Genomic DNA, 24,715 nt, shown 5'->3' on the forward strand with positions numbered 1-24,715 from the left:
GGGCGAGAATATATAACAGCGCCGTGAGAAGTAGCGGGTATGGGGTCAGAGCAGCCACCGGAGCGCCGGACGAGTGACGACCATCGGGGAACCGGCGATCCGAGCGATTCCCGGGGGGAGAGTGAGGCGTCCGACGCGGACGCGCCGACCGAACAGGGGGGGCCCGACGCCGCCCGCGCGAGCGATGTCTCTGTCGACGACCTGTTCGAGTTGCTGGCCCGGCCCGGCAACCGGTACGCGCTGGCGTACCTGCACCGGGCCGACGGGCCGGTCCCCTTCGACGACCTCGTCGAGAACGTCGTCGACGGGGCGGCGCCGGACGACCTCTCGACCGGGGACTTCCGCGACCGGGTCGCAACCAGGCTCGTCCACTCCAACCTCCCGAAGCTCGACGACGCGGGGCTGGTCGAGTACGACCGCGAGGCGGGGCTCGTCCGCCCGACCGAGACGACCGCGGTCGCCGTCCCGTACCTCGAACTCGCGATGGACCAGTTCTCCGCGGAGTGACGGGAGCCGACGGACCGACCGGCGCGACGCGCTGCGACTGACGGCGGGCGGCCTGGGGCGGCCGCCGCCGCGCGGTGCCCGGGAGCGTATCGCGGCGGGGACGCCCACAGGCGCTCCATAACAAAGGTCGCACGGTGCCGACCGTCGACCGTCACATGAGCGAGCACGACCTCCCGACCGTCCGGACCGGCGACGACTGCGAGATCGCCGAGACGGCGGTCGTCGGCGAGCCCGGGGGCCCGGGCGACGCACCGACCCGCATCGGCGACGGCGCGACGGTCCGCGGCGGCACCATCGTCTACACCGACGTCGAGATCGGCGACGGCTTCTCGACCGGCCACCACGCGCTGGTCCGCGGCGGGACCACCGTCGGCGACGACGTCCTCGTCGGGAGCCACGCGGTCCTCGACGGCGACCTGGAAGTCGGGTCGCGGGTCAGCTGCCAGACCGGCGTCTACCTCCCGCCGGAGACGGTCGTCGGCGACGACGTGTTCCTCGGCCCCCACGCGGTCGTCACGAACGACCCGTACCCGGTCCGCGAGACGAGCGAACTCGTCGGCGCCACGCTGGAATCCGACGTTTCGGTCGGCGCGAACGCGACGATCCTCCCCGGCGTGACCGTCGGCGAGGGGTCGTTCGTCGCCGCCGGCTCGGTCGTCACCGAGGACGTGCCGCCCGGGACGCTGGCGATGGGCAACCCCGCGCGCCACGAACCCCTGCCCGACGAACTGGACGGGGGGAACGAGCTGTGAGCCTCGAGGACCACCGCGAGATCCCCATCGCCGAGCCCGCGCTGGGCACCGAGGAGCGCGAACGGGTCGGGGAAGTGCTCGACAGCGGGATGATCGCCGACGGCGAGGAGGTCCGCGCGTTCGAACGCGAGTTCGCCACCGCCTGCCACGTCGACCACGGCGTCGCCACCTCGAACGGGACGACGGCGCTGCACACCGCGCTGCGGGCCTGCGGGGTCGGCGAGGGCGACACCGTCGTCACGACGCCGTTCTCGTTCGTCGCGACGGCCAACGCCGTCCGCTTCTGCGGCGCCGAGCCCGTCTTCGCCGACATCGACCCCGAGACCTACAACCTCGACCCGACGGCGGTCCGCGAGGCCATCGAGATCCGCGGCGGCGACGTGGACGCCATCCTCCCGGTGCACCTCTACGGGCTCCCCGCGCCGATGGACGAACTGACGGCGCTGGCCGCGGAGTACGACGCGGCCGTCGTCGAGGACGCGGCCCAGGCCCACGGCGCCCGCTACCGCGGCGAGCCGGTCGGGTCGCTCGGCGACGCCGCCGCCTTCTCCTTCTACCCGACGAAGAACATGACCACCGGCGAGGGCGGGATGGTCGTCACCGACGACGAGGCGGTCGCCGACCGTGCCGCACGGTTCGTCAACCACGGCCGCGACGACCAGTACGACCACGTCGAACTGGGCCACAACTTCCGGATGACCAACATCGCGGCGGCCATCGGCCGCGTCCAGCTCAAGCGCCTGTCGCGGTTCGTCCGCGCCCGCCGGGACAACGCCGCCGCGCTCACCGAGGCGCTGGCCGACGCGCCCGTCGACCCACCGACGGTCCCCGACGGCGTCGAACACGCCTTCCACCAGTACACCGTCAGGACGCCCGACCGCGAGCGGCTCGTCGAACACCTCGACGACCACGGGGTCGACACCGGCGTCTACTACCCGACGCCGATCCACGAACAGCCGGCCTACGACGGCGTCGACGAGCGGTTCCCCGTCGCCGAGCGCGCCGCCGACGAGGTCGTCTCCCTGCCCGTCCACCCCGGGGTCTCCGAGGCCGACTGCGAGGCGATCGCCGACGCGCTCGCGCTCTACCAGGCCCAGTAGCGAGAAGGAGTCCCGACCGCGAACGACCGCCCGCTTTCGGATATCGACCGCCGACCGTTCTCAGTCCTCGACCGACGACTCGGGCTTCGACCGCCGACTCAGGCCTCGACCGTCGACCGCTCGCGGGCGGCGGCGTCGTCCAGGTGCCGACGCGCCCACAGTTCCAGTCCCGTCAGCGCCGCGACCGGCGTGAACGTCGGCAGTTCGCCCGCCGCGAGCCGGTCCCGGAGCGCGGAGACGGCCTCGCCGTCGAGCGGGTCGCGCTCGGCGACGCCGTCGAGGAGGTCGTCGACGAACCGCCGGAATCGGTCGTCGGTCGCGTACCGGCGGGCGTAGGCGTCACCGGTCGTCACGTCGGGTGCCGTGCCCGGCGCCCCGCCCGATCCGTCGCCCCCGGACGCGGACCCGTCGGCCGGTTCGACGCCGACCGGCCCGGCCGGGAGCCCCGCCAGGTCGGCGTCGAGGCGCTCGACGACCGCCCGCCGGATCGGCGGGGCGCCCGCGCCGACCGGCGCCGAGATGGGGCGCGTCCCGACCCGGTAGGCGGCGGGCATCCGCGCGGCGGTGTCCAGCAGCGGGCCGCTCGCGAGCGACCTGGTGCCGACCTGCGCCCGCTGGACCGCGCGACCCCGTAGCTCGGTCGCCGCCCGCACGCGCGCGGCCGCGTCGACCGCCGTCCGCTCGGGCGGCCCGTCGACGCTGGTCTCGACGAGCGCGTCGACGGCGGCCAGCGGGTCCACGTCGGCCGCGAGCAGGTCCCGCACCGCACCGGCGGGGCAGACGCGCTCGTTCTCGTAGAGCGCGCCCGCGACCGAATCGTCGGCGCCGACCGCGCCGGCCCACGTCGCCGCGTCGAGCGCGGCGTCGCCGTGGACGAGCACGTCGGCGTCCGCGTGGAGCCGGTCGGTCACGTAGGGGAGGGCGTCGACCGTCGACCACGCGACCATCGCGTCGGTCGACGCCACCGCGTCCGCGACGGCGTCGACGAGGTGGTGGTCCGGGTCGCCGTGGGCCTGCCTGTTCGGCGCGTCGAGCGACGCGGCGACCTGTGCGGCCGCCTCCCTGTCACCGCTCGACTGCGCCCCCGCGGTCAGCGTCCGGACCGGCGGCGACCGGTCGGCCAGCACCGCCGCGGCGATCCGGCTGTCGGCGTCGCCGGGGAACCACAGCGAGGGGTCGCCGGCCGTCGTCGCGGCGTCCGCGAGCGCGCGCCGGTAGTCGCCGAGCCACCGGTCGGGGTACCCCGACGGCGCCAGCCCCGGCGACGCCGGCTCCCAGTAGCGCTCGGTCGACGCCCCGCCGTCGACGGTCACCCGCGTCGCCGGCGGGAGGCTCGCGACCCCCTCGACGAGCGTCCGCTCGCCGACGACGCCGCCGAACAGCAGCAAGTCGCTCACCGCGCGGGCGTCGAGCGCCGGGTCCGCCCGCTCGGCGACCAGCGGACCGAGTTCCGAGGCGAAAGTGACCTCGGGTGCGTCGGTGTCGTCCTCGCCGTGGGTGTCGCCGACCGCGTAGTAGAGCGGGCGCGTCCCGGCCCTGTCGGTCGCCAGGTGGACCGCGCCCGCGCGGGCGTCGACGCAGGCGAGCGCGAACGGCCCGTCGAGCCGCGAGAGGGTGTCCCGCGAGTCGTCGGCGACCCCGCGGAAGAGGTCCTCCCACGACAGCGCGAGCCGGTCGCGGTTCGACACGACGCCGTAGACGACGCCCAGCAGACCGTCGCCCCGCCAGACGACGTTCGCGTCCGGGTCCCGGGTCCCGTGTTCGAGCACGCCGGCGGCCGCCGCTCCCGCCCGTACGCTGTCGAGTTCGTACCAGTCCTCGCTCGCCATCGCCTCGGCCAGCTCCTCCAGCCGTTCGCCGCCGGCCGATCGTCCGATGAGTCCCGTCATGGCCCCGACGTGACCGCATCCGGGTATTGTTATGCGGCCCCTGAACCACCCCGTCCCGCGCTATCGATCGCGATACCGGTCCCCGGCGCCCGGGAACCGAACTCCGACTCCGCACTTCCGGCGCCCGCGAAAACATCAGAGATAGATGTAGAACCCACAAAGATAAGATTTATGTTATTTGTTGCCGCCTGTCCGGAGATTCGGGCTGGGAACTCGATAGAACCTCTACATCTCCCTTAAATCGACTATGCGGTTCGAATCAGCGTGCCCGCGACGGATCGGACCAGTCACGGCCACCCGGATCGATATAGCGGTATTATGTTTATTTGGGGCGGAAACGCGATATCTGTCGAGAAGCCGAATCGAGCGCCAGTTGAGGTAGTATATTTAATCTATTATTTCTTCTATGAATGTTGGAGTGGTATGTCGGCACATCGGCGTAGTGGCAGCGCCGGTGAGCGCTCGGCGGGTCCGGGCGGCGGATCGGCGGGGTAGCCGTGCCATTACAATCAGCGTGTGGGGCCTCGGGGCTGGCATGAAGGGGAGTCGAGACGCGTGGGATCGGTAGTCCTGTCCGTGGACGCGGAGCTGGCCTGGGGGTTCGTCGACTACGACGAGCCGCCGGGCGACAGGGTCGAGAGCGGCCGGTCGGGGTGGCGGACCCTCCGGCGGCTCTGCGAGACCTACGACGTGCCGGCGACCTGGGCGGTCGTCGCCCACCTCCTCGAAGACGACTGCGACGGGCGCCACGCCGACCACCCGGTCGGACCCGGGTGGTTCGCCCGCGAGCGCGGTGAGTGGGCCGACCGGCCGGACCTGACGCGGGGTCCCGAGCTCGTCGAGGAGCTCCGGGAGTCGCCCGTCGACCACGATATCGGCTGTCACACGTACGCCCACGTCGAGTTCGGCGCGCCGGGGACGACCCGCGCGATGGCGGCCGGCGAGCTCGCGCGCAGCCGGGCGCTGCTGGACGAGTGGGGGATCGACGGCCGGTCGTTCGTCTTCCCGCGGAACGACGTCGGCCACGTCGACCTCCTGCCCGAGTACGGCTTCGAGGTCTACCGCGGCCGTCGCCCCGTCGAGCGCCGGTCGCTCCCGGAGAAGCTGCGGACCGTCGCCGTCGGCGACGGCCGCCCGCCGCTCGTCCAGCCGACGGTCGAGGACGGCGGTCTCGTGAACCTGCCCGCGTCGCTGTTCCTCTACAGTTTCGAGGGGCTGGCGCTGCGGGCGACGAAGCGGTTCGTCGGCGACCCCGTCGTCGAACTCGTCGAGCGTGGGCTGGACGCCGCGGCGGAGGGCGAGGGCGTGCTCCACCTCTGGCTGCACCCGAACAACCTGGTCGACGACGCGGCGGTCGACCGGATCGAGGCCGTCCTGCGGGCGATCGACGACCGCCGCGACGCCGTCCCCGTCGAGACGATGGCGGAGGTCGCGGCCCGGCGGCGCCCGCGGGCGGAGTCGGGAACCGACGACTGAACTCGCGAAGGCGGTGGATAACCGCCGGTTCAGGCGACGTATAACTATGCGGACGGCGCGTCGACACGGGGCAATGCGTGTCAGTCACGGACCGGACGGGGCGGGCGTCGCGGCCCCGCACAGCGGCGAGCGGCATCGAAACGGCGGTTCGACCGAACTGGCGTCCGGCGCGGGGGTGACCCGGCGTGGGGACTGACCCGGCGAGCGGCCTCGACGGGGCGTCGGTCCTCGTGACCGGCGGGGCGGGCTTCGTCGGGAGCCACCTCGCGGCCGCGCTGACCGACCGCTGCGAGGTCACCGTGCTGGACGACTGCTCGACGGGCGACCCGGCGCGCGTGCCGGAGGGCGCGGAGCTGGTCAGGGGCGACGTGCGCGACCCGACCGAGCTCGGGCCGGCGATGCGCGGCGTCGACGTGATCTTCCATCAGGCGGCACTGGCCGACCGCCGGACCTCGACCCGGTCGCCGGTCGAGGGCCACCGCCGGACGGCGTCGGGGACGGTGAAGGTCCTCGACGCGGCCCGCCGGGAGGACGCCCGCGTCGTCACCGCCACCGGCGCCGCGGTGTACGGCCCGCCCGACACGCTCCCGGTCCGCGAGTCCGACCGGAAGACGCCCGTGTCGCCGCACGGGATCGACAAACTGGCCGCCGACCAGTACACCCGCCAGTTCGCCGACCGCTACGGGATGGAGACGGTCGCCCTCCGGTACTTCGAGGTCTACGGGCCCGACTGGACGGACGACCGCGGCGACCCGTCCGGGGCCGACGGCGTCGTCGGCGCCTTCCTCGACCGTGCGCGCTCGGGGCGGGTGCTCCCGGTCGAGGGCGACGGGACGCGGACGCGGGATTTCGTCCACGTCTCGGACGTGGTGCGGGCGAACCTCCTGGCGGCGACGACCGACGCGACCGGGCGAGCCTACAACGTCGGGACGGGGACCGGCGTCCCCGTCCGGGAGGTCGCCGAGCGGGTCGTCGATCTGGTCGACTCGGACAGCGAGGTCGTCCACGTCGAGCCCCGCGAGAACGCGGTCACGCACAGGCGGGCGGCGCTCGGGCGGGCGCGCAGCCGGCTGGGGTACGAGCCGACCTACGACCTCGAGGAGGGGCTGGCGACGCTGGTCGACCGGGCGGCCGTCCCGAGTTGACCGGCCGACTGATCCGAGCCGGCCGGCCGACTACCCGGGGGGACCGGCCGGCTGCTCCGAACTGGCCGGGCGTCCGCCGGGGGCCGGCCCGCCGGTTCCGGCCGCCTCGGGGGCCGTATGAGAACCATAACAAAACCCGCGGTTCGCCTACGACCGACCGGCGACTACCACGCACATGTATCAGGACACGACAATCGGCGTCGTCGTGCCGGCGTACAACGAGGCGGGCTTCGTCGGTGACGTCATCGACTCGATCCCGGCGTTCGTCGACCGCATCTACCCCGTCGACGACGCCTCCACGGACGGGACCTGGGCGGAGATCCGCGAACACGCACAGCGACAGAACGCGCCGACGCCCGAACTGGTCGGCGACGGCGGGACCAAGCGGCGCGTCGTCCCGCTCCAGCACAGCGAGAACAGGGGCGTCGGCGGCGCGATCAAGACCGGCTACCAGCGCGCCGTCGCCGACGGGGTCGAGGTCGTCACCGTCATGGGCGGCGACGGCCAGATGGACCCCGACATCATCGAGCGCATCATCGACCCGGTCGTCGACGGCCGGGCCGACTACGCGAAGGGCAACCGCCTCCTGCTGGGCGACCACGCCGACTCGATGCCCCCGTTCCGCTACGTCGGCAACGTCACGCTCACGTACCTCACGCGGATCGCAAGCGGGTACTGGGAGATCGGCGACCCCCAGAACGGCTACACCGCCATCTCGGCGGAGGCCATCGAGGCCGCCGGCGTCGACGAGATGTACGAGTTCTACGGCTACTGCAACGACCTGCTCGTCCGGCTCAACGTCGCCGACATGCGCGTCGTCGACGTGCCGACGCCGGCCGTCTACGGCGACGAGGAGAGCCACATCGACTACTCGACGTACATCCCCCGGGTGTCGGGCATGCTGCTGCGGAACTTCCTGTGGCGGCTGCGCGCCAAGTACCTCTCCGGCCGTCCCCACCCGGTCGCGCTGTGTTACCTGCTCGGGGCCGGCGGCGTCGCAGCCGGCGTCGGCGCCGGCCTCCTGGCGCTCCTGCGAGGGACGGCCGTCCCGACCGTCGCCGCCGTCGGGTTGGGCCTCCTCTTTCTCGTCCTCGCGATGGTTCTGGACAAGCGGTCAAACGATCACCTCACGAACGTCGTCTCGCCGACACGGGCCGACTCCCCCGGCCCGACCGCGGAGTAAGCGACACCTACAGCCCGGAGCCGTCGCGGCGAGCGAGCGTGAGTCGGCGGGTCCGCCGGTTGCGCGGCGGTAGTCTCGGCCTGTGGTAGCAGTTCTCGCCGTTAGCACGTGGTACGTATCACGTACCGAACCCGCAACCGTCTCTCGGACAAGTCATCTCAAACGGACAGTAGCGTTATACGAGTAGGTGGGCACTACCGCAAGTGTGACCCCCGAGTCGTGGCGGGCGCGGCCGCCACCGGGACGAGCCATCGAAATATGACCGAAGACAACGAGAACGCGGACGTGTGGACGGACGGACAGACCAAGTCGCGGGGCGAGCGGTCCCTTCCGACCGACTGGCTCGACCAGCCGGTCGACCCCGACCTCGAAGAGAACCTCGGCTACGAGCTGGTCGCGTGGGAGAAGATCAACGTCGTCGACGACCCGGACCAGGTCATCTTCCTGCCCGACTCCGAGGAGCAGCTGCGCGACGACGCCTTCATCGTCTCGGACGAGAGCGCGGTGTGTGACCTGACGAACAAGCGATGAGCCGCCGGGCGACGATGGCTCGCGGCTTCGGTCAGTGCGACGAGTAGCGGCGGGTCACTCCACTGTGACGCTCTTGGCCAGGTTGCGCGGTTTGTCGACGGGTCGGTCCAGCAGCGTCGCGGTGTGATAGGACAGCAGCTGGAGCTGGACGTTCGCCAGGACGCCGACCAGCTCGGGATGGGTCTCTGGCACCCACAGCACGTCGTCGGCGGCCTCGGCCACCTCTCGCTCCGAGCGCGGGGCCACCGCCACGACCGGCGCCCCCCGCGCGCTCACTTCCTCGATGCTCCCGACGAGCTTCTCGGTGTGTTGCCCGGTGCAGACCGCGAACACCGGGGTCGACGGCGTCACGAGCGCGAGCGGGCCGTGTTTGAGTTCGCCGGCCGGGAACCCCTCGGCGTGCTCGTAGGAGATCTCCTTGAGCTTCAGCGCCCCCTCCAGGGCGACCGGGTGGGCCGTCCCGCGGCCGATGAAGAAGTACGCGTCGCTGTCGTCGTAGCGGTCCGCCAGCGCGCTCGCCGAGGAGTCCGCCAGGATCGTCTCGACCCCGTCGGGCACGTCCTCGAGCGCCGCCGGCAGCCCCGGGGGCGCCGAGCCCGACCCGCCGGTCTCCGCCGCGATCCGCTCGGCGAGCAGGCCGAGCGTCGCCACCTGCGAGGAGAACGTCTTCGTCGCGGCGACGCCGATCTCCGGCCCCGCCCGGATCAGGACGGTGTCGTCGCACTCGCGGGCGGCCGTCGACCCGACGACGTTTGTCACTGCGAGAGTCCGCAAGCCTTCGGAGGCCCCCTCGCGGAGCGCCGCGAGCGTGTCGGCGGTCTCGCCGCTCTGGGTGACGCCGACGAGGACGGTCCCCTCCTCCGTCGGCGGCGCGGTCACCGCGTACTCGCTGGCGAGGTACGCGCGCGCGGGGACGCCCCGCTCGCGCAGCAGTTGCGCGCCGTACAGCGCCGCGTGGTAGGAGGTCCCGCAGGCGACGAAGTGGACACGGTCCACGTCGGCGAACGCGCCCGGCGACAGCGACTCGAAGGCGACCTCGTCGCCGTCGGCGCGGCCCCGCACTGCCTGGGCGATGGCCGTCGGCTGCTCGTCGATCTCCTTGCGCATGTAGTGGTCGAACGACCCCTTCTCCACGTCCTCGGAGGTCCACTCGACGGTCTCGACGGACCGGTCGACGGCCCGGCCGTCCGTGTCGGTGACCTCGTAGCCGTCGGGCGCGACCCGGACCACGTCGCCGTCCTCGAGGTACACCACGTCGTCGGTGAACTCCAGGAACGCGGGCACGTCGCTGGCGAGGTAGTACGCGTCGTCGCCGACGCCGAAGACCAGCGGCGAGCCCTGGCGGGCGGCGTAGACGGTCTCCTCGTCCTCGTGGACCATGGCGATCGCGTAGCTCCCCGAGAGGTCGTCGACGGCCCGCCGGAAGGCGGCCTCGACCGTCGCCCCCTCGTCGACGTAGGCCTCGACGAGGTGCGGGACGACCTCCGTGTCCGTGTCGCTGGAGAAGGTGTGGCCCATCTCGGCGAGGCGGTCGCGCAGCTCCCCGTGGTTCTCGATGATCCCGTTGTGGACGACCGCCAGGTCCCCGTAGCAGTCGGTGTGGGGGTGGGCGTTGGCGTTCGTTGGCGGGCCGTGCGTGCTCCAGCGGGTGTGTCCGAGCCCGACGCGGCCGGCGATCGAGCTGCGCGAGAGCAGGTCGGCCAGTTCCTCGACCTTCCCCTCGCGCTTGACGACCTCGACGCCGGCGCCGTTCGCGACGGCGACCCCCGCCGAGTCGTACCCCCGGTACTCGAGGTTCTCGAGGCCCGTCAGCAGCGTCGACACCGCGTCGTCGGCGCCGACCGCGGCGGTGATCCCGCACATCAGGACCACCCCGCGGACGGCGGCGCTGCTCCCTCGGTTCCGGTCCGGTCGGTTCGGGCGACAGGCGACTCTGCCATGCCTCCGCGTAGCCGAGAACGTGACATTGTTATGTATCGACTTGCCCCCCGCGGGGGCGGGTAGGCGGTCGATACGCTCGCGGGCGTTTCGACCCGGAGATCCGGTCACGGCCCGGCGGCGGACGGCCGTCAGGGCTCGACGACGAGCTGGCGCTCCCCGGCGAAGCGGTCGAGCGCGTCGACCAGGTCCGCGACCGTGTACTCGCGGCCCCCGATCCGGCAGGGGAAGACGCCCGCGAGGGCCTCGTCGCAGTAGAGCGCGGCGCTCACCCGCGGCGGGACGAGCGCCCGCGCGGTTTCGCCGGCGATCGAGGAGTCGAGTTCCCTCGTCTCGAAGAAGGGGCTGGCGGTCGCGTCGTACTCGTCGCCCCACTCGTCGAGTTCGGCGATCCGGTCGATGAGGTCGCCGCCGCCGTCGGTGCCCGAACAGGTGTCACACAGGCAGAGGCGGTTCCCGGTGACCGTCACGGAGACGCCGTCGAGCGCCGACGCCGCGGCCAGTTCGTCGAGTCGCGCGATCAGCGCCTCCTGTCGGGACTTGGCGCCCAGCGGCGGGAGCATCGACCGGACGAACACCTCCACCCGGCGTTCGTCGGCCGTCGCGAACCGGTCGGCAGTCGCGTCCATCCACGCGTGGAACCCGGAACGAGCGGTCGGCTCCGGGTCCGCTGTGTCCGTCGAATGCGAACGGTCTCGTGTCACAGTCGACTCGGACAAGCCGCGGGCCCCTCTTGAACGGCCCGACCGTTCACCCGCGAGCGGCGAGTAAGCGGCTCGAACGGCGCGGTAACGGATTCCGGAGGGGCGAGTAACCCGGTCGGTATCGCTCGACCGCCACACCGTTTCGACCGTTCGCGCGCTCCCGAGCCGACCCCGGACCGCCCCGGGACCACCGACCGCGGCGGGACCGGACGCCCGGCGAGCGTCCCGGGAGCGAGAGCACCCGCCGGTATCGACCGGCTACCGTCCGGTAGCGCTCCCCTTCCCGACCCCACACAGCTTTCCGTCCGGACGCCCCACCGGGGCGTATGCCACTGACCAGCCGTCTGAAGGAGAGCTTCGTGGCCGGGCTCATCCTCGTCGCGCCGCTGGCGATCACCCTCTACATCCTGCAGATCCTGGTCTCCTTCTCCCTGCAGTTCGTCAACCCGCTGGTCGACAGGCTCGGCCTCATCGAGACGGCCGCGAACGTCGAACTCGCCGCGCAGGTGCTCGCGGTCGTCCTGATCGTCGCGGTGGTGACCGCCCTCGGCCTGGTCGCCCAGTGGTCGATCGGCCGACACCTGTTCGGTAACCTCGGGCGGACGATCAACATCGTCCCCCTGGTCAGCACCATCTACGGCGGCGTCCGACAGGTGGCGACCTCCCTGGTCGACACCGGCTCGCAGTTCGAGCGGACGGTCCTCGTCGAGTACCCCCGCGAGGACGTCTACTCCATCGGCTTCGTCACCGGCGAGGGGACCGAGGCCTTCGACGAGGCCACCGGCGACCGGGCCCACTCGGTGTTTCTCCCCAACAGCCCCAACCCCACCGCCGGCCGGCTCGTGATGGTGCCCGAGTCGGAGATCCACGAGACGGACATGAGCGTCCGCCAGGGGATGCGGATGATCGTCACCACCGGGATCGGCAGCGAGGCCGAACAGGTCGACGCCTACGACGACTACGCCGTCCCGGAGCCCGAGCGGGCGGACTGACCGTCCGCGGGGTCGCCGGAGCCGTCGCGCTACTCCGGCAACACGTCGCCCAGCGACGCGCCGACGGCCATCACGACCGCGGTCACGAGACACTGGGCGGCGGCCACGTCCGGCTGGCTCCAGTCGACCCGCCGCCACAGCGTCATCAGCCCGACGGCCATGCCCGCGGAGATGCCGAGGATCCCGACCAGCCGCCGCGGGACGACGCCGGCTATCAGGTCCGCCTCGACCGCCTCGAACCGGGCGGCGTGGAGGATCCCCAGCACGACGAGGAAGCCGAGGGCGGCGGTCAGCGCGACGGCGACCGGCGAGTCCGCGATGGCCACGCCGATCTCCTGGGTGCCGCCCTCGACGACCATCGGGATGCCGAAGAGGAAGGCGCCGACGACCGCCTCGCCGGCGTCACGCAGGTCGAAGGCGTCGTGGATCCGGCCGACGACGCGGGGCCTGTTCGCCCGGCGGGCCGTGCGCATCGCCTCGCGGACCCGCTCGCGCTCCTCCGGCCGGTCGACCAGCTCCTCCAGCTCCTCCAGGTCGTCGAGCACGTCGTCGATGTCCGGATCCGGGTCGCGGTCCGGGTCGTCGCCCGCGGCCCCGTCGCGGTCGGTCACGTCCGGACGAACGGCGGACCGCCTCAAAAGCGTGTGGCCGCGGCCGTCGGGCCGCGTCGACGGGGAGGAGAAGGGGTCCGCGCTCAGGCGGCGGCCTCGAAGGCCTCGCGGAAGTCGTCGGACTTCTCGATGACGCGCTCGGCGCCGGTCTCCAGCGCGTCCAGCGCGTCGGTGTTCTCGTCGGTCTTGATGGTCAGCACGGGGTCGGTCTGGCCCCCCGACTGCTCGGGGTTGACGTCGTAGGTCGCCGCCGTGATCCCCTCGGTCTCCAGCAGCGCGCCCTTCAGCACGTTCATGAACGTGTGGTCCTCGCCCGCGATCTCGATAGAGATCATCGTCGGCTCTTTCTCGATGACCCGCAGTTCCATACACGTGTCCAGCCCCCTCGCGCGCATGAAACTTACGTTCCTGGCGCCCGAGCCCCGCTCCCGCCACCTCGGGAGGAGCCCGAACACACGTTCCCGGCCCCGCCGACGGCGGCGGTCAGACCACCGCGTACACCATCAGCAGGCCGAAGTACAGCAACACCAGGATCGCCAGCGCCTTCAGCCGGAAACGGCCGAGCTGGCCGGACTCGGCCTCGTAGGCGTCCTCGTAGGCCGCCCGTTCGTCGTCGGTGAGTGCCGACCCGTGAGCCCGCCCGTGGTGCAGCGCGAGCAGTCCCTCGGACTCGAAGGGGCGCCCGCAGTACTCGCACTCGGCGGCCGTCTCCGCCGGCGGCACCTCGTAGGCGATGTCGTCGGCTCCGGGGCCGTCCGGTCCTCGGGTGTCGCCGCTCGCGTCCGACTCGTCGGGGTTGTCGCTCGCGCCGGCGGCGCCGGTGGGTGGTTGCTCGGTCATGTGAGGTAGGGGAGCGGCACGTCCGGTCGGGTGACGATCCAGAGGCTGGCCATCGTGTAGAAGACCATGACGGCGATGAACGGGTACTGGCTGCGGATCGCCTGCAGGCGGCCCGGGAACAGGTCGAAGGCGGTGACGTGGGCGGCGAGGATGGCCAGGAGGTGGCCGCCGAGCACGCCGGCGATGGCGACGCCGCCGAACCAGCCGGGGACGACGATCAGCGGGGGGTTCACCGTCGCCATCGGCGCGGTCACCGCCGCCACTAGGGCCGGGATCAGCGAGAGGAAGTAGCCCAGGAAGTGCGCGACGTGGTAGCCGGCGGCGATGGCCAGCAGCGGCGGGGCGAACCGCCGGGCGAGCGTCTCGCCGGCGACGTAGGTCGGAGCAGTCCGGCGGGCCAGTCGGGCAGCGAGCAGGTAGACGCCGAGAAAGAGCGCGAACCCGACGACCATCGCGCCGGGGTACAGCAGCGGGATGGGGTAGCCCAGGTTCACCAGCGAGCGGGCGAGCCACCGCCAGGCCGGCGTGGCGACGAACCCGTCGAAGGTGGTCACCCAGAGGACGGCGACGACGAACGCCGCCTCGTCGACCCCGTCCAGGCGGTCGCTCGTCAGCGCCGCGCCGGGGAGCCGCAGGGAGAGCGACCCGTCGGCGTCCCGTCCGACCGGCGCGACGGCGCCGTAGTAGCGGAACACCCGCGAGACGGGGTCGGCCTCGCGGAACCACGTCCCGGTCCCGTAGACGACCGCCCCCGCGAGCGTCACGACGGAGTAGGCGACGACCGTAATCGCGAGGACCCGCGGCTCGTCGGCCAGCGGGCTCACGACCTCGATCCAGACGAGCGCGAGCAGGCCCGCGACGCTCGGCCAGGCGCCCAGCGTCCAGCGGTACTCCCGACCCAGATCGGGTAGCACCTCGGCGATCGCCCGCCAGGGATTGACGGCCGGCCAGGTGTTGCCGACGAGGTACGTGCTCATCGCGAAGCCGGCCCACCACCCCGCCCAGACGACCACGACGGCGGGGTTCGAGAGCGGGTCCGTCGGGTCGACGAACCCCGTGACGACGATGCCGACCAGCGCCGCGACGCCCAGCGCGCCGGCGGCCCACCGGAGCGCCGTCGGCGCCGGGAGCGGGAGTCGCCGCCGGCTGTCGACCAGCCAGTCCAGCGCCGACCGGTCGGTCGCGAACGTCGCCAGCAGGAACGAGGCGCCGACGACGGCCCCGCCGGTCGCCAGCATCAGCCACGTCGGCACGGTCAGCGACTCGCGGGCCGACTCCCCCAGCGACCCGCCGTGGGCCAGGACCGGCCGCGCCGCGAGTGCGACGGCCAGCCCGGCGGCCAGCGCAGTCGCCGCCTTGCGGCCGACCTCGGTCGTCGGAGTCCGTCGGTCCATCTGTCGGGAGTTAGACCCCCCTCCCGGTCAAAGTATCGAAGCCCGGCCGGAGGCCGAGAGCCCTGCCCGTGACTGACTGCGAACACGTTCGGAGCGGTCCGGGAGATCCGCTGGACATCGGCGGGGCGCGGACGGTTTGGGAGGCTTTTTGGTGCTGCTGGCGCAAGCCCGTAGTATGAGTCTCGCGGACGATACGTCAGAGGACCACGGGGACCACGGCGGGCACCACCTGCCGGCGGTCGAGGACTGGCCGCGCGGGTTCGGCGAGGCCAGCTGGTGGCCGTTCGTCACCGCCGTCGGCGCGGCGGGCATCTACGTCGCCGCCGCGCTGTTCGTCCTCGGTCGCGGCCAGGAACCGCTCGTCGACCCGATGTACGGCCCGGTCGCCACCGTCGCCAGCGTCGGCCTGTTCCTCGTCGGCCTCTACGGCTGGCTGTACCACGCGTTCGTCGTCAACTTCTGGGAGAGGGGCACCGACGAACACGGCGCCGGGACGCTCCGGCTCGCGATGATACTGTTCCTCGGGTCGGAGATCGCCACCTTCGGCGCCGGGTTCGTCTACTACTTCTTCATCCGCGTCGGCACCTGGTCGACGGACACCTTCCCCGACCTGCTCGGGAGTCTCATCATCATCAACACGTCGATACTGGTCGTCAGCAGCTTCACGCTGCACTTCGCACACACCGCGCTCCGGAAGGGCAACCGGTCGCGGTTCCTCCAGCTGCTGGGGCTGACCCTGCTGCTGGGCGTCGTGTTCATCGGCGGCCAGATCTACGAGTACTACGAGTTCATCGTCCACGAGGGGTTCACCCTCACCGGCGGCGCCTTCGGCTCGGCGTTCTACGGGCTGACCGGCCTCCACGGCCTCCACGTCAGCCTCGGCGCGGTCCTGCTGGGCATCGTCTTCGCCCGGGCGCTCAAGGGCCAGTACTCCGCCGAACGCCACACCTCCGTCAGCACCGCCTCGATGTACTGGCACTTCGTCGACGTTGTCTGGATCTTCCTCGTCGTCGTCCTCTACGTCGGCGCCGAGATCTGAGCGGGAGTTTCAAGGCCGCTTCTCCCCATCTCCGGGTATGGAACCGCTCGACGTCGAGGACGGCTTCGACGTACACGAGTACCGCCACGGCCTGAAGCTGGTGAGCCAGGACCGGGCCACGATGCACCTCGAAAACAGGAACGACTTCGCCTGCCCGGCCTGCGGCGACGCATTCGAGGAGCTGTTCGTCTCCGAGAAGCGCGAGAACACCTTCGGGAACCCCGGCGGCCCGTTCTGCGTCGTCCGCACCGGCGGCCAGGTACTGTTGCTCACGCACTGACGGCGGTGTGCGTCCTCCTCGGCTACGCCGACGCCGACTCCCAGACGCCGGCCACCAGCAGCGCCAGCAGGACGAAGTACGTCGCCAGCCCCCAGCAGGCCGCCGCGACGAGCCACGGGTCGGCGGTCCACACCGCGAGGACACCGCCGACGACCAGGGCGAGGGCGCTGCCGACCTGCACCGCGGGCCGTTCCCACAGGTACGCGACGGTGGTGTCCGCGACGAACAGCGCCTCGACGGCAAGCGCCGTGACGACGCCCGTCGCGGCGGCCCCAGGTCGAGTCAGCACCGACAGCGATCCCGTGGCCGCGAGGACGACGAGCAAGACTGCGGCGCTCGCCGCTGCCAGCAGCGCGTCGCGTGTCGTCGACTGCACGGGCGAACCGCGGGGTCGGGGAGAGATAGGGATTGCGCCGCTCAGGTCGTGAACCCGGACTCGGCGTCGTGTTCTTCGAGCACCCACTCCAGTTCCTCGATGGCCCGGAGGATCGCGACCTCCGCCTCGTCCTCCATCTCCGAGGTCGGCGGGTCCGTTCTGTCGTACGCGTCCTCGAGTTCGGCGATCCGTTCCCGGATGTCGTCCTCTGACCGCATGTCCCGATCCACCGACCCTACCCGCTTGATGCTACCGGTCGATCGGTCCGACTCGGCGGAGTTGCGACTCGTCGGCTTGCGTCCGCGAGAAAGAGCCGGTGGAGGGATTTGAACCCTCGACCTAATCCTTACGAAGGATTCGCTCTAGCCAGTCTGAGCTACACCGGCGCGTTCGGTGGCTCCGTTTCAACGTACCGCCGATAACCGCAATAAGGATTGCGAATCGACCCGACTCTGTGAGGCCGTGTCGGACCGGGACGGCCGGGCCTGGCGCTTTGCACTGCAACCACTCGGGCCAACAGGGTCGCGGTCCGATCCCGCGCATGCGCCGGTCCACGGACGACACCGCAGAGGAGCGCATCGACGACCGCGACACCGAAACCACGACGATCCCCTCCGTGACGGGGAGCGTGACCGCGTGGGCGCCGAGCCTGCGCTCGGAACCGACGACGGACGACCCGGCGATGGCCGAGGAACGCCACGAGGACGACGCGACCGTCGACGACGAGGGCGGCTGGTGGGACGAGGGGCTGATCACGCTCCTCGTCGTCGTCGGCGCGGTGCTGTTCCTCATCCCGGAGCCGGCGACTACCGGCCTCGGCGTCCTCCTCCTGGGGGCCGCCGTGGTGGCGTGGCTCGTCGACCTGACAGTCCCGTGGACCTGATCGGGACATCGCAAGCCCGCCACACAAACGGCCGCTGTCCCAAGCGCGGACGTGAACCGACGTACCTATCTCGCGACAGTCGGGTCTACGGTCACCGGACTGTCGGTCGGCCTCGCCGGCTGCGAGGGCGCTCCCGGTGCGGGCGCCGACCCGACCGACACCGACGAGGAAGAGTCCCCGAGTCCGACCGCGGAACCGGCCGAGACGGCGACCGAGACGGGCACGGATCCCGACGCCGGCACCGGGACCGATACCGCGGCCGGGACCGCCGGACAGGTTCCGAACACCGTGGAGATGGTGACCGAGGGGAGCGACTACTACTTCACGCCGATCGGGCTCTCCGTCGAACCCGGGGAGACGATCACGTGGGTCAACGAGTCGGGGAGCCACTCCGCGACGGCCTACGCCGAGTCGCTCGACGCCGCGTCGGTGACCCGCATCCCCGAGGGCGCCGAACCCTGGAACAGCGGCATCCTGAGCGAGGCGGGGGCGACCTTCGAACACACCTTCGAGGAGACGGGCACGTACGACTACTTCTGTATCCCCCACGCCGCGCTCGGGATGGTGGGCCGGCTCGTCGTCGGCGAACCCGGCGGTCCCGCGACCGAGGGCCAGCCCCCCAACGGCGAACTCCCGAGCAGCGAGGCCATCGTCCAGCGGGGCGCTATCAGTTACGACGAGTTCGCGAACTGAGTCCCCGTCGCCGGACCTCGTTCGCCGCTCGACCGGTCCGTCCACGCCCGTCAGTCGGCCCGCCGCAGTCGCACGTCGAGGCAGACGTTCAACTCGTGGGGGGCGTACGACCGGACGGTGTGGCGCCGTTCGACGGCCACCTCGTACTCCGGTTCGGCGGCCGCGCGGATGGCGCGTTCGCCCGGCCCGTAGGGGTCGTCCTCGTGCTGGATGTCGTAGTAGTGGACCACGCAGTCGTCGCCGGCCAGTTCGACGGCGGTGTCGAGGAAGTCGTCGGCGCTGTGGGGCAGGTTCATCACGAGCCGGTCGGCCCAGTCCGTGTACTCGTCGGCCACCTCGCGCACGTCCCCACAGATCGCCGTCACGCGGTCCGCGACGCCGTTACGGCGGGCGTTCTCCCGCAGGTACTCGACCGCGTCCTCGTTGATGTCGACGCCGACGGCGGTCGCGCCGCGCTTCGCGAAGGGGACGACGAAGGGGCCGACCCCGGCGAACATATCGAAGGCCCGTTCCCCCTCTCGGACCTGCTCGGCGACGCGGTGGCGCTCGGTCGCCAGCCGCGGCGAGAAGTACACCGTCGCCAGGTCCAGGGCGAACTCGCAGCCGTACTCGCGGTGGACCGCCTCGGTGCTCTCGCCGGCCAGCACCTCCCAGTCGCGGACCCGCTCGGTCCCCTTGACCTTCGAGGCGCGATTCACGACCGTCTTCACCGGCAGCGCCGACTCGACGACGGCGTCGGCCAGCGCCCGCGCGCGCTCGGGGTCGTCCTCGTCGACGATGACCACGTCGCCGAGCCGCTCGTAGGAGGGGTCGAACTCCAGCAGATCCGCCGGCATCGTCTGTGTCTCCCGCGCGTCGACCTCCCGCGTGACGACCTCGAACTCGTCGGGGACCGCAGCGGGGTCGGTGACGGGCACGTAGAGGCACCCGTCGGCGACCTCGATCTCGTAGTCCTCGGCGACCAGGTCGGCGTCGGCCAGCCGGCGGCGCGTCGCCTCGCCGTCCTCGCGTGGCACCCGAACGCAGGAGACCTCCATACCTCCGGTAGGTCGCCGTCGCGCGGTAAGCCTGACGCTTCGGCCGCCCTCGGCTCTGACACCGCGGCCGCCCGGACTCGCCGTCGCTTCGCGGGGCTTAATCCGTTCGGCGCCGGAGAGGGCGTATGCTCACCTTCGTCGGGCTCGGCCTCTACGACGAGCGGTCGGTCACCGTCGCGGGCCGAGACGCCATCCGGTCGGCCGACCGCGTCGTCGCCGAGTTCTACACCAGCAAGCTCGCCGGCGCCGCGATCGAGGACCTCGAAGCCGCCCACGACACCGAGATCGAGGTCCGCGACCGCACGGGCGTCGAGCAGTCGCCCGGGGATATCCTCGACGACGCCGCCGACTCGGACGTCGTCTTCTGCACCGCCGGCGACACCATGATCTCGACGACCCACACGGACCTGCGGCTGCGCGCTCACGAGCGGGGCATCGAGACCCGCGTCGTCCACGGGACGACCGCCCAGGCCGCCGCCAGCTCGCTCACCGGCCTCCAGAACTACCGCTTCGGCAAGGCGACGACGCTCCCGTTCGAGCGCTCCCACGCCGGCGACGACCTCCCCGGGAGCGTCGTCGACACGGTCGAGGGGAACCGCGACCGCGGCCTCCACACGCTGGTCTTCCTCGACATCGACGCCGCCAGCGACGACTACATGCGCGCCGACCGGGCGGCCGCCCGCCTGGCCGACGCCTACGAGGACACGCTCGGCGTCGTCGTCGCCCGCGCGGGCAGCCCCGACCCCGCCGTCCGCGCCGACCGGCTCTCGACGCTCGCCGGGGAGTCGTTCGGCGACCCGCTCCACCTGCTGGTCGTCCCCGGGGAGCTCCACCTCATGGAACGGGACGCCCTCGCAGCGCTCGGTGGCGCGCCCGACACGCTTCTCGAAGAACTAGTCGTCTGATCGGGTGCCCGCGCCGGCGCCGACCTCCGGGTCGCCCTCGGCGACCGACGGGTCGAGGTCCAGCGCGGCCCGCAGGTCGTACTCCGAGCCGGTCACGACGAACAGCAGGTCCTCGACGACGGTCAGCACCTCCGGGAGCTCGCGGACGACGAGGTAGGTGATCCCGACCAGCGCGACCACCGACAGGCTCTGGGCGACGATGCGGTCGATGACGATGTAGGAGACCTGCCGCGGGTCCGACAGCCCGAAGACCGACATGACCAGTTCCGGGAACAGGTGGAACCGCTGTTCCCCGAACCCGACGGCGATCATGACGTTGCGCCCCAGGTTCAGCGCGTAGATGACCGGCAGCGACACCGCGAGCGCGCGGAGCTTCCGGGTCAGCGGCGCCTCGACGGCCGCGATCAGCCCGGCGAAGATCGCCATGCTCCCGATCCCCGTGCAGGCGATGACGATCGTGTAGAAGATCGGACTCTCCCCGTCGGCGAAGACGAACGTGTTCTCGTAGAGGTGGTGCTTCTCGCCGACGATGTAGCCGTCGTACGCGACGACCCGCTGGCCGTCGACGATGGTCTCGTACCCCGTGACGAGCGCCGGGTCCGAGCCGATCAGCGAGATCAGGACCGCCGTCTGGTCGGTGACCGTCTCGACCAGGAACTGCCGCAGTACGGGGATCGACTCGAACGGGAAGAAGACCACCCCCATCAGGAGGATGGCCCGCGAGAGGACAAAGAGCGAGTCGCGGCCGGACCACAGCAGGTAGCCGACGTAGAGGGAGGCTGGGACGGCGACGAGCGTCCCGAGCCCCTCGATGACGCTCCGCTGGACGACGGCGAAGTGGTAGATGAGCGTGAACCAGAAGACGCCGAACAGCGCCCAGGCCGCGACCCCGGCCAGCCGGGCGTGCTCGCGCCGGTCGGCCGCCTCCAGGACGACCGTCACGAGAAACGCCGCGAGGACGAGCCACGCGAGCGGGTCCGAGAAGCGCGTGGCCCAGTCCAGCCCCGAGAGAACGGCGTCGAGCATCGGTTGCTCCAACGTAACGGTATCGGGAGTATATGCTTTGTCGTTGGACGCCCGCCGCGCACACAGACGGTCGCGGACTCGCGGTTCGCCCGGAGACCGCCGAACGCGACGCTCGAACGACGAGCGGGACGGAGCTGTCGCTGACCGGGTAGCGTCCGAAAAAATGTCGAGCGGTTAGGGGTCGGGCGTCAGCCCGATGGTGCTACCTTATTCGCGACGGCGCGCCGCGAGGAGCGCAGCCGCGAGCAGGGCGATGAGCGAGACGGCGACGCCGAAGCCAGCACCGTCACCGGTGGTGGTCGGCGACGGCGTGTCGTCGCCACCGTCACCGCCGTCTTCCGGCGCCTCGGTCGGCGTGTCCGTCGGCGTGTCCGTCGGCGTGTCCGTCGGCGTGTCCGTCGGCGTGTCCGTCGGCGTGTCCGTCGGCGTGTCCGTCGGCGTGTCCGTCGGCGTGTCCGTCGGGGTAGCCGTCTCGGTGTCCAGCGAGACCTCGGCGCTGTCGGTCACTGCGCTACCGTCGGCAGTGTACGGCGCGTCGGCCTCGGGGAAGTCGTACAGGTTGTTGGAGTTGTCGTCGAGGTGCGGCATCGCGACCAGCGTGGTGGTCCCGTTGACCGGGCTGTCGAGGTCGACCCGCACGTTGGAGTGCTGGCCGGCCTCGAGGTAGCCGCTCACGCCGATCACGTCGCCGCTGGCACTACCCTCGTGGATGGCGATGAAGCCACCGTCCGAGAGCGTGGCGGAGTCGACGACGACTTCCTGGTTGCCCTCAGCGACGGCCTGGTCACTGAAGGTGACCGAGGCGGTCGGCTGAGCCAGGATGACACCGCTGTAGGTGCCGTCACTGATCTGGTCGCCACCGCGGCGGACCGCGACAGTGAAGTTGATGTCCGAGCCGCGCTCGCTGAAGTCACCCGTCGCCGCGAACGTGCGGTCCTCGGTGACGTGGGTGTTCAGCGTGGTCAGGAACGGACTCGTGTCCGACTGACTGTTGATGCGGAGGCCGAGCTCCGTGCCCGGGGCGACGTTCGTGTCGCCGCGGATGGTCTGACCGGCCTGGTTGCGGATGACGACCTCGTCGTCCGCGTTGGTGTCGAGCGACGCCTCGGCGACCTCGTACGTCCAGTCGGAGCCGACAGTGCCGGCGCCCTCGCCGCCGATCTGCGGACCGACCGAGCTGTAGCTCTCGAAGGAGAACGAGGCGTTGTACTCGATACCGTCCTCGAGCTTGTCCTCGTCGACCTCCGCGAGGTCAACAGCGACGTAGTAGGTGTCGTTCTGGTAGTCCGGGAGGACGACCGTGTTGTCAACGTTCAGGTCGAACCGTTCGCGCGGCTGGTTCGGACCGGGGTCCAGCTCGGAGAAGCTGGCGTTGAACAGACCGGTGTCGACCTCACTGAGGAAGGCGCTGGTCGCGTTCGCACCCGTCGTGGTGCGGTTCTGGAAGACGCCTTCCAGACCGGACGCGCTGATCTGGTGGACGATCATCTCTTCGCTGGCCACCAGGTCGGACTGCGTGAGGTTCCCGTCGATCGGGTCCTCGTTGTTGTCGGTGTTCTCGTCGATGAACGTCAGGTCGACCTGGTCCTTCTTGTCCGAGGGGACGACCCAGACGTTGCTGCTCTCGGTGGAACGGGCGTTGATCGACACTGCGCCGACCGCGTCGGCGTCGACCTCAGTGAAGTTGAAGTTGCCCTTGTTGATGACTTCGGACTGGTCCTCGTTGTTCGCGACGACCGCGAGGTCGTACGACGCGGGGTCGAGGATACCGTTACCCGCGAACTCGAGGCTGGAAGCGTTGGGCGCTTCCGTGTCGTTCTCGAAGACACGGACGGCCTCGACGAAGGAGCCGCTCTCGCCACCGAAGTCGGTGACGTTGTCCTCACCCTGCGCGGTGAAGATGTGCTCGCTCTCGCCGGTGCCGGCCATGTAGGTGTTCCACTCGAGGACGACCTCACCGTCGCCGTCCTCGTCGGCGACCGTCACGTTCGTGACGTAGCCGGTGTCGGCCTTGTCACCGATGGCGACCGTGGCCTGGGCACCCTCCTGGCTGTCGCTCAGCTGGACGGGGATCTCCACGACGTCACCGCGCTCCTCCTCGAAGACGCCGCCACCGAAGGAGGCGGAGTCAGCCGAGGGGAACTCGTCGACGGAGAACTCGCCGGCGGTGACCTCGGCGCCGGTCGCGACGTCGGTCACGGTGACCGTGTAGTCACCGGCGTCGAGACTGGTGCCGTAGTTGAACGTCTCCTCGAACTCGCCGCGGTTGTCGAAGGAGACGCGCTCGTACTCGGTGTCCGGGCCGTCGACCTCGATGGCGACCGGCTCGCCACCGCGGATGGAACTACCCTCGACGGTGATCTCCGCGTCCTCGTTGTGCTCGAACAGCGTGCCGTCCTCGTCGAGCGAGGCCGACAGCTGCAGCGAGGTCACGTTGAAGAACTTGCTCGTCTCGGCAGCACCAGCGCCCTCGTCGTAGATCAGGCGGTAGGTGGTGCCGGACTCGAGGTCCGCGCTGTCGAAGACGATGGACGTCCCGGCGCCGGTGCTCCCGTCGAGGAGGATCTCTCCGGTCTCGACGTTACGGAGCAGGATCGGCGTGTCGGGCTGGTCGGCCTTGAAGCGCACGTTCTGACCCTGGTAGACGCGCTGGGCGCTACCGCGGTCGCTGTGCGCGCCGTCGGCCTGGTCGAGCTCGCCTGCGGCCGTCTCGACGGTGACGTTCCCGATGGAACGCTCGCCGACGACGTCGGAGCCGTTCCAGCTACCGATGGCGGTGCCGTTACCGACGTTGACCTTGACCTCGTCGGCCGGGTTGAGGTCGCCCCACAGGCCGTTACCTTCGAGGCGGACGACCTCGTCGGTCGCGCCCGAGCCGGCGTCGGCCGGGTGGATCACGTCGGAGTTGGCCAGCTGCTCGTCGACTTCGGGCCGAGTGGACTGGTTGTACTCGGTGAAGTCGTCGGTGCCGGCCTCACGGACGTAGACCGTGAAGTTGCTGGCGTCGAGCGGGTTGCCAGCGTTCGGACCGTTTGCTTTGCGAACGCTACGGTTGAATTCGACTACGATGTCGCCGTTACCGGTCCCCTCGTCCTCCGTGGCTGCGTCCACGCCGGGGTCGGTATTGGCGGCCGCAGCTGTTCCCGCGAACGCGATGGAGCCTCCGAACACGGAGACGACCATCAGCATCGTCAGGAACAAGCTGCGAAGCTTGTCGTTGGTTCCTGTCATAGTTTGTTGGATCTTCTGTCAGCGGCCACAGCAGCTTTCCGACCACGCGGACACGCGACCATCAGTCGGCCGCGCCGAACCGCCAGTGGTGTACTCAATACTGCAGCCATGGGTAGGGGTACGGTAGGAACCACCGGCGGATGTAATAAATGCTTTGTGGTCATAGCCGAGGGAGGAACGGCC

At 71.0% G+C, this 24,715-nt stretch carries 25 protein-coding genes and 1 tRNA gene; 13 read left to right on the forward strand and 13 right to left on the reverse strand.

The annotated features are described in order from the left end of the window. The first annotated feature begins 39 nt into the window (after positions 1 to 39). The 3 genes from E3328_RS07895 to E3328_RS07905 all read left to right on the forward strand — a co-directional run bounded on the left by E3328_RS07895 (position 40) and on the right by E3328_RS07905 (position 2,359). Positions 40 to 507, forward strand: a complete 468-nt coding sequence (locus E3328_RS07895; protein WP_135364036.1) for a DUF7344 domain-containing protein — start codon at positions 40 to 42, stop codon at positions 505 to 507. A 155-nt stretch (positions 508 to 662) separates the two neighbouring features. Beyond that, positions 663 to 1,259, forward strand: coding sequence for an acyltransferase (locus E3328_RS07900; protein ID WP_135364037.1), 597 nt, complete (start codon positions 663 to 665; stop codon positions 1,257 to 1,259). Further along, complete coding sequence (locus E3328_RS07905) at positions 1,256 to 2,359, forward strand: DegT/DnrJ/EryC1/StrS family aminotransferase (protein WP_135364038.1); 1,104 nt, start codon at positions 1,256 to 1,258, stop codon at positions 2,357 to 2,359. The genes E3328_RS07900 and E3328_RS07905 overlap by 4 nt, the downstream gene beginning before the upstream one ends. A gap of 98 nt (positions 2,360 to 2,457) precedes the next feature. On the opposite strand, the gene E3328_RS07910 is transcribed toward E3328_RS07905, so the two are convergent. After that, positions 2,458 to 4,248: an asparagine synthetase B family protein gene (locus E3328_RS07910; protein ID WP_135364039.1), complete on the reverse strand. Its 1,791-nt coding sequence runs from the start codon at positions 4,246 to 4,248 to the stop codon at positions 2,458 to 2,460. Positions 4,249 to 4,803: 555 nt separating this feature from the next. Between E3328_RS07910 and E3328_RS07915 the strand changes: the two genes are divergently transcribed. The 4 genes from E3328_RS07915 (at position 4,804) to E3328_RS07930 (ending at position 8,583) form a co-directional block, all read left to right on the forward strand. Further along, a complete protein-coding gene (locus E3328_RS07915; RefSeq protein ID WP_135364040.1) occupies positions 4,804 to 5,724 on the forward strand; it encodes a polysaccharide deacetylase family protein in 921 nt (306 codons plus the stop codon). Between the two features lie 185 nt (positions 5,725 to 5,909). Then, positions 5,910 to 6,869: an NAD-dependent epimerase/dehydratase family protein gene (locus tag E3328_RS07920; RefSeq protein WP_135364041.1), complete on the forward strand. Its 960-nt coding sequence runs from the start codon at positions 5,910 to 5,912 to the stop codon at positions 6,867 to 6,869. Between the two features lie 175 nt (positions 6,870 to 7,044). Continuing rightward, positions 7,045 to 8,052, forward strand: a complete 1,008-nt coding sequence (locus tag E3328_RS07925) for a glycosyltransferase family 2 protein (protein ID WP_135364042.1) — start codon at positions 7,045 to 7,047, stop codon at positions 8,050 to 8,052. Positions 8,053 to 8,310: 258 nt separating this feature from the next. Further along, complete coding sequence (locus E3328_RS07930; RefSeq protein ID WP_135364043.1) at positions 8,311 to 8,583, forward strand: hypothetical protein; 273 nt, start codon at positions 8,311 to 8,313, stop codon at positions 8,581 to 8,583. A 54-nt stretch (positions 8,584 to 8,637) separates the two neighbouring features. Here E3328_RS07930 and glmS read toward each other — a convergent pair whose 3' ends face one another. Both glmS and E3328_RS07940 read right to left on the reverse strand, forming a co-directional pair. Further along, positions 8,638 to 10,446 (reverse strand): glutamine--fructose-6-phosphate transaminase (isomerizing), encoded by a 1,809-nt coding sequence (gene glmS / locus E3328_RS07935; protein WP_135364044.1) that lies wholly within the window; start codon positions 10,444 to 10,446, stop codon positions 8,638 to 8,640. 206 nt (positions 10,447 to 10,652) lie between these two features. Then, entirely contained in the window at positions 10,653 to 11,150 is a 498-nt protein-coding gene (locus tag E3328_RS07940) for an HTH domain-containing protein (RefSeq protein ID WP_135364045.1), read from the reverse strand. Positions 11,151 to 11,551: 401 nt separating this feature from the next. Here E3328_RS07940 and E3328_RS07945 point away from each other — a divergent pair, with 401 nt between their 5' ends. After that, complete coding sequence (locus E3328_RS07945) at positions 11,552 to 12,217, forward strand: DUF502 domain-containing protein (RefSeq protein WP_135364046.1); 666 nt, start codon at positions 11,552 to 11,554, stop codon at positions 12,215 to 12,217. Positions 12,218 to 12,246: 29 nt separating this feature from the next. On the opposite strand, the gene E3328_RS07950 is transcribed toward E3328_RS07945, so the two are convergent. The 4 genes from E3328_RS07950 to E3328_RS07965 all read right to left on the reverse strand — a co-directional run bounded on the left by E3328_RS07950 (position 12,247) and on the right by E3328_RS07965 (position 15,062). Continuing rightward, positions 12,247 to 12,828 (reverse strand): DUF2391 family protein, encoded by a 582-nt coding sequence (locus E3328_RS07950; protein ID WP_135364047.1) that lies wholly within the window; start codon positions 12,826 to 12,828, stop codon positions 12,247 to 12,249. 83 nt (positions 12,829 to 12,911) lie between these two features. Beyond that, a complete protein-coding gene (locus E3328_RS07955; protein WP_135364048.1) occupies positions 12,912 to 13,196 on the reverse strand; it encodes a DNA-directed RNA polymerase subunit L in 285 nt (94 codons plus the stop codon). 115 nt (positions 13,197 to 13,311) lie between these two features. Then, positions 13,312 to 13,668 carry a C2H2-type zinc finger protein gene (locus E3328_RS07960; protein WP_394345905.1) on the reverse strand — a complete coding sequence of 119 codons (357 nt, stop codon included), beginning with the start codon at positions 13,666 to 13,668 and terminating at the stop codon, positions 13,312 to 13,314. Continuing rightward, positions 13,665 to 15,062 (reverse strand): hypothetical protein, encoded by a 1,398-nt coding sequence (locus E3328_RS07965; RefSeq protein WP_246022932.1) that lies wholly within the window; start codon positions 15,060 to 15,062, stop codon positions 13,665 to 13,667. Before E3328_RS07965 ends, E3328_RS07960 begins: the two co-directional genes overlap by 4 nt. A gap of 175 nt (positions 15,063 to 15,237) precedes the next feature. Between E3328_RS07965 and E3328_RS07970 the strand changes: the two genes are divergently transcribed. Together E3328_RS07970 and E3328_RS07975 are read left to right on the forward strand one after the other, a co-directional pair. Then, the gene (locus E3328_RS07970; protein WP_135364049.1) at positions 15,238 to 16,101 is read left to right on the forward strand and encodes a cytochrome c oxidase subunit 3; all 864 of its coding nucleotides are present in this window, start codon (positions 15,238 to 15,240) and stop codon (positions 16,099 to 16,101) included. Positions 16,102 to 16,138: 37 nt separating this feature from the next. Further along, the gene (locus tag E3328_RS07975) at positions 16,139 to 16,381 is read left to right on the forward strand and encodes a DUF7385 family protein (protein ID WP_135364050.1); all 243 of its coding nucleotides are present in this window, start codon (positions 16,139 to 16,141) and stop codon (positions 16,379 to 16,381) included. Positions 16,382 to 16,403: 22 nt separating this feature from the next. Here E3328_RS07975 and E3328_RS07980 read toward each other — a convergent pair whose 3' ends face one another. The 3 genes from E3328_RS07980 to E3328_RS07985 all read right to left on the reverse strand — a co-directional run bounded on the left by E3328_RS07980 (position 16,404) and on the right by E3328_RS07985 (position 17,143). Then, positions 16,404 to 16,757: a hypothetical protein gene (locus E3328_RS07980; RefSeq protein WP_135364051.1), complete on the reverse strand. Its 354-nt coding sequence runs from the start codon at positions 16,755 to 16,757 to the stop codon at positions 16,404 to 16,406. Between the two features lie 41 nt (positions 16,758 to 16,798). Next, on the reverse strand, positions 16,799 to 16,975 hold the full coding sequence (locus E3328_RS21890; protein WP_167837338.1) for a hypothetical protein: 177 nt from the start codon (positions 16,973 to 16,975) through the stop codon (positions 16,799 to 16,801). Positions 16,976 to 17,068: 93 nt separating this feature from the next. Next, positions 17,069 to 17,143: transfer RNA gene (locus E3328_RS07985), tRNA-Thr, on the reverse strand. A 155-nt stretch (positions 17,144 to 17,298) separates the two neighbouring features. Here E3328_RS07985 and E3328_RS22340 point away from each other — a divergent pair. Together E3328_RS22340 and E3328_RS22515 are read left to right on the forward strand one after the other, a co-directional pair. Continuing rightward, positions 17,299 to 17,640, forward strand: coding sequence for a hypothetical protein (locus E3328_RS22340; protein WP_209452188.1), 342 nt, complete (start codon positions 17,299 to 17,301; stop codon positions 17,638 to 17,640). Between the two features lie 51 nt (positions 17,641 to 17,691). Continuing rightward, positions 17,692 to 18,333, forward strand: a complete 642-nt coding sequence (locus E3328_RS22515) for a plastocyanin/azurin family copper-binding protein (protein WP_167837339.1) — start codon at positions 17,692 to 17,694, stop codon at positions 18,331 to 18,333. Between the two features lie 50 nt (positions 18,334 to 18,383). Here E3328_RS22515 and E3328_RS08000 read toward each other — a convergent pair whose 3' ends face one another. After that, positions 18,384 to 19,370, reverse strand: coding sequence for a class I SAM-dependent methyltransferase (locus E3328_RS08000; protein ID WP_135364052.1), 987 nt, complete (start codon positions 19,368 to 19,370; stop codon positions 18,384 to 18,386). Between the two features lie 125 nt (positions 19,371 to 19,495). Here E3328_RS08000 and dph5 point away from each other — a divergent pair, with 125 nt between their 5' ends. Then, the gene (dph5, locus tag E3328_RS08005; RefSeq protein WP_135364053.1) at positions 19,496 to 20,275 is read left to right on the forward strand and encodes a diphthine synthase; all 780 of its coding nucleotides are present in this window, start codon (positions 19,496 to 19,498) and stop codon (positions 20,273 to 20,275) included. Here the strand turns inward: dph5 and artA are convergent. After that, positions 20,264 to 21,301, reverse strand: a complete 1,038-nt coding sequence (gene artA / locus E3328_RS08010; protein WP_135364054.1) for an archaeosortase A — start codon at positions 21,299 to 21,301, stop codon at positions 20,264 to 20,266. The two genes, dph5 and artA, sit on opposite strands and share 12 nt — an antisense overlap. A 207-nt stretch (positions 21,302 to 21,508) precedes the next feature. Beyond that, complete coding sequence (locus tag E3328_RS08015; RefSeq protein ID WP_135364055.1) at positions 21,509 to 24,532, reverse strand: DUF7282 domain-containing protein; 3,024 nt, start codon at positions 24,530 to 24,532, stop codon at positions 21,509 to 21,511. Positions 24,533 to 24,715: the final 183 nt, after the last annotated feature.

The sequence above is a fragment of the Halosimplex halophilum genome, from assembly GCF_004698125.1.
Taxonomy (GTDB): Archaea; Halobacteriota; Halobacteria; order Halobacteriales; family Haloarculaceae; genus Halosimplex; species Halosimplex halophilum.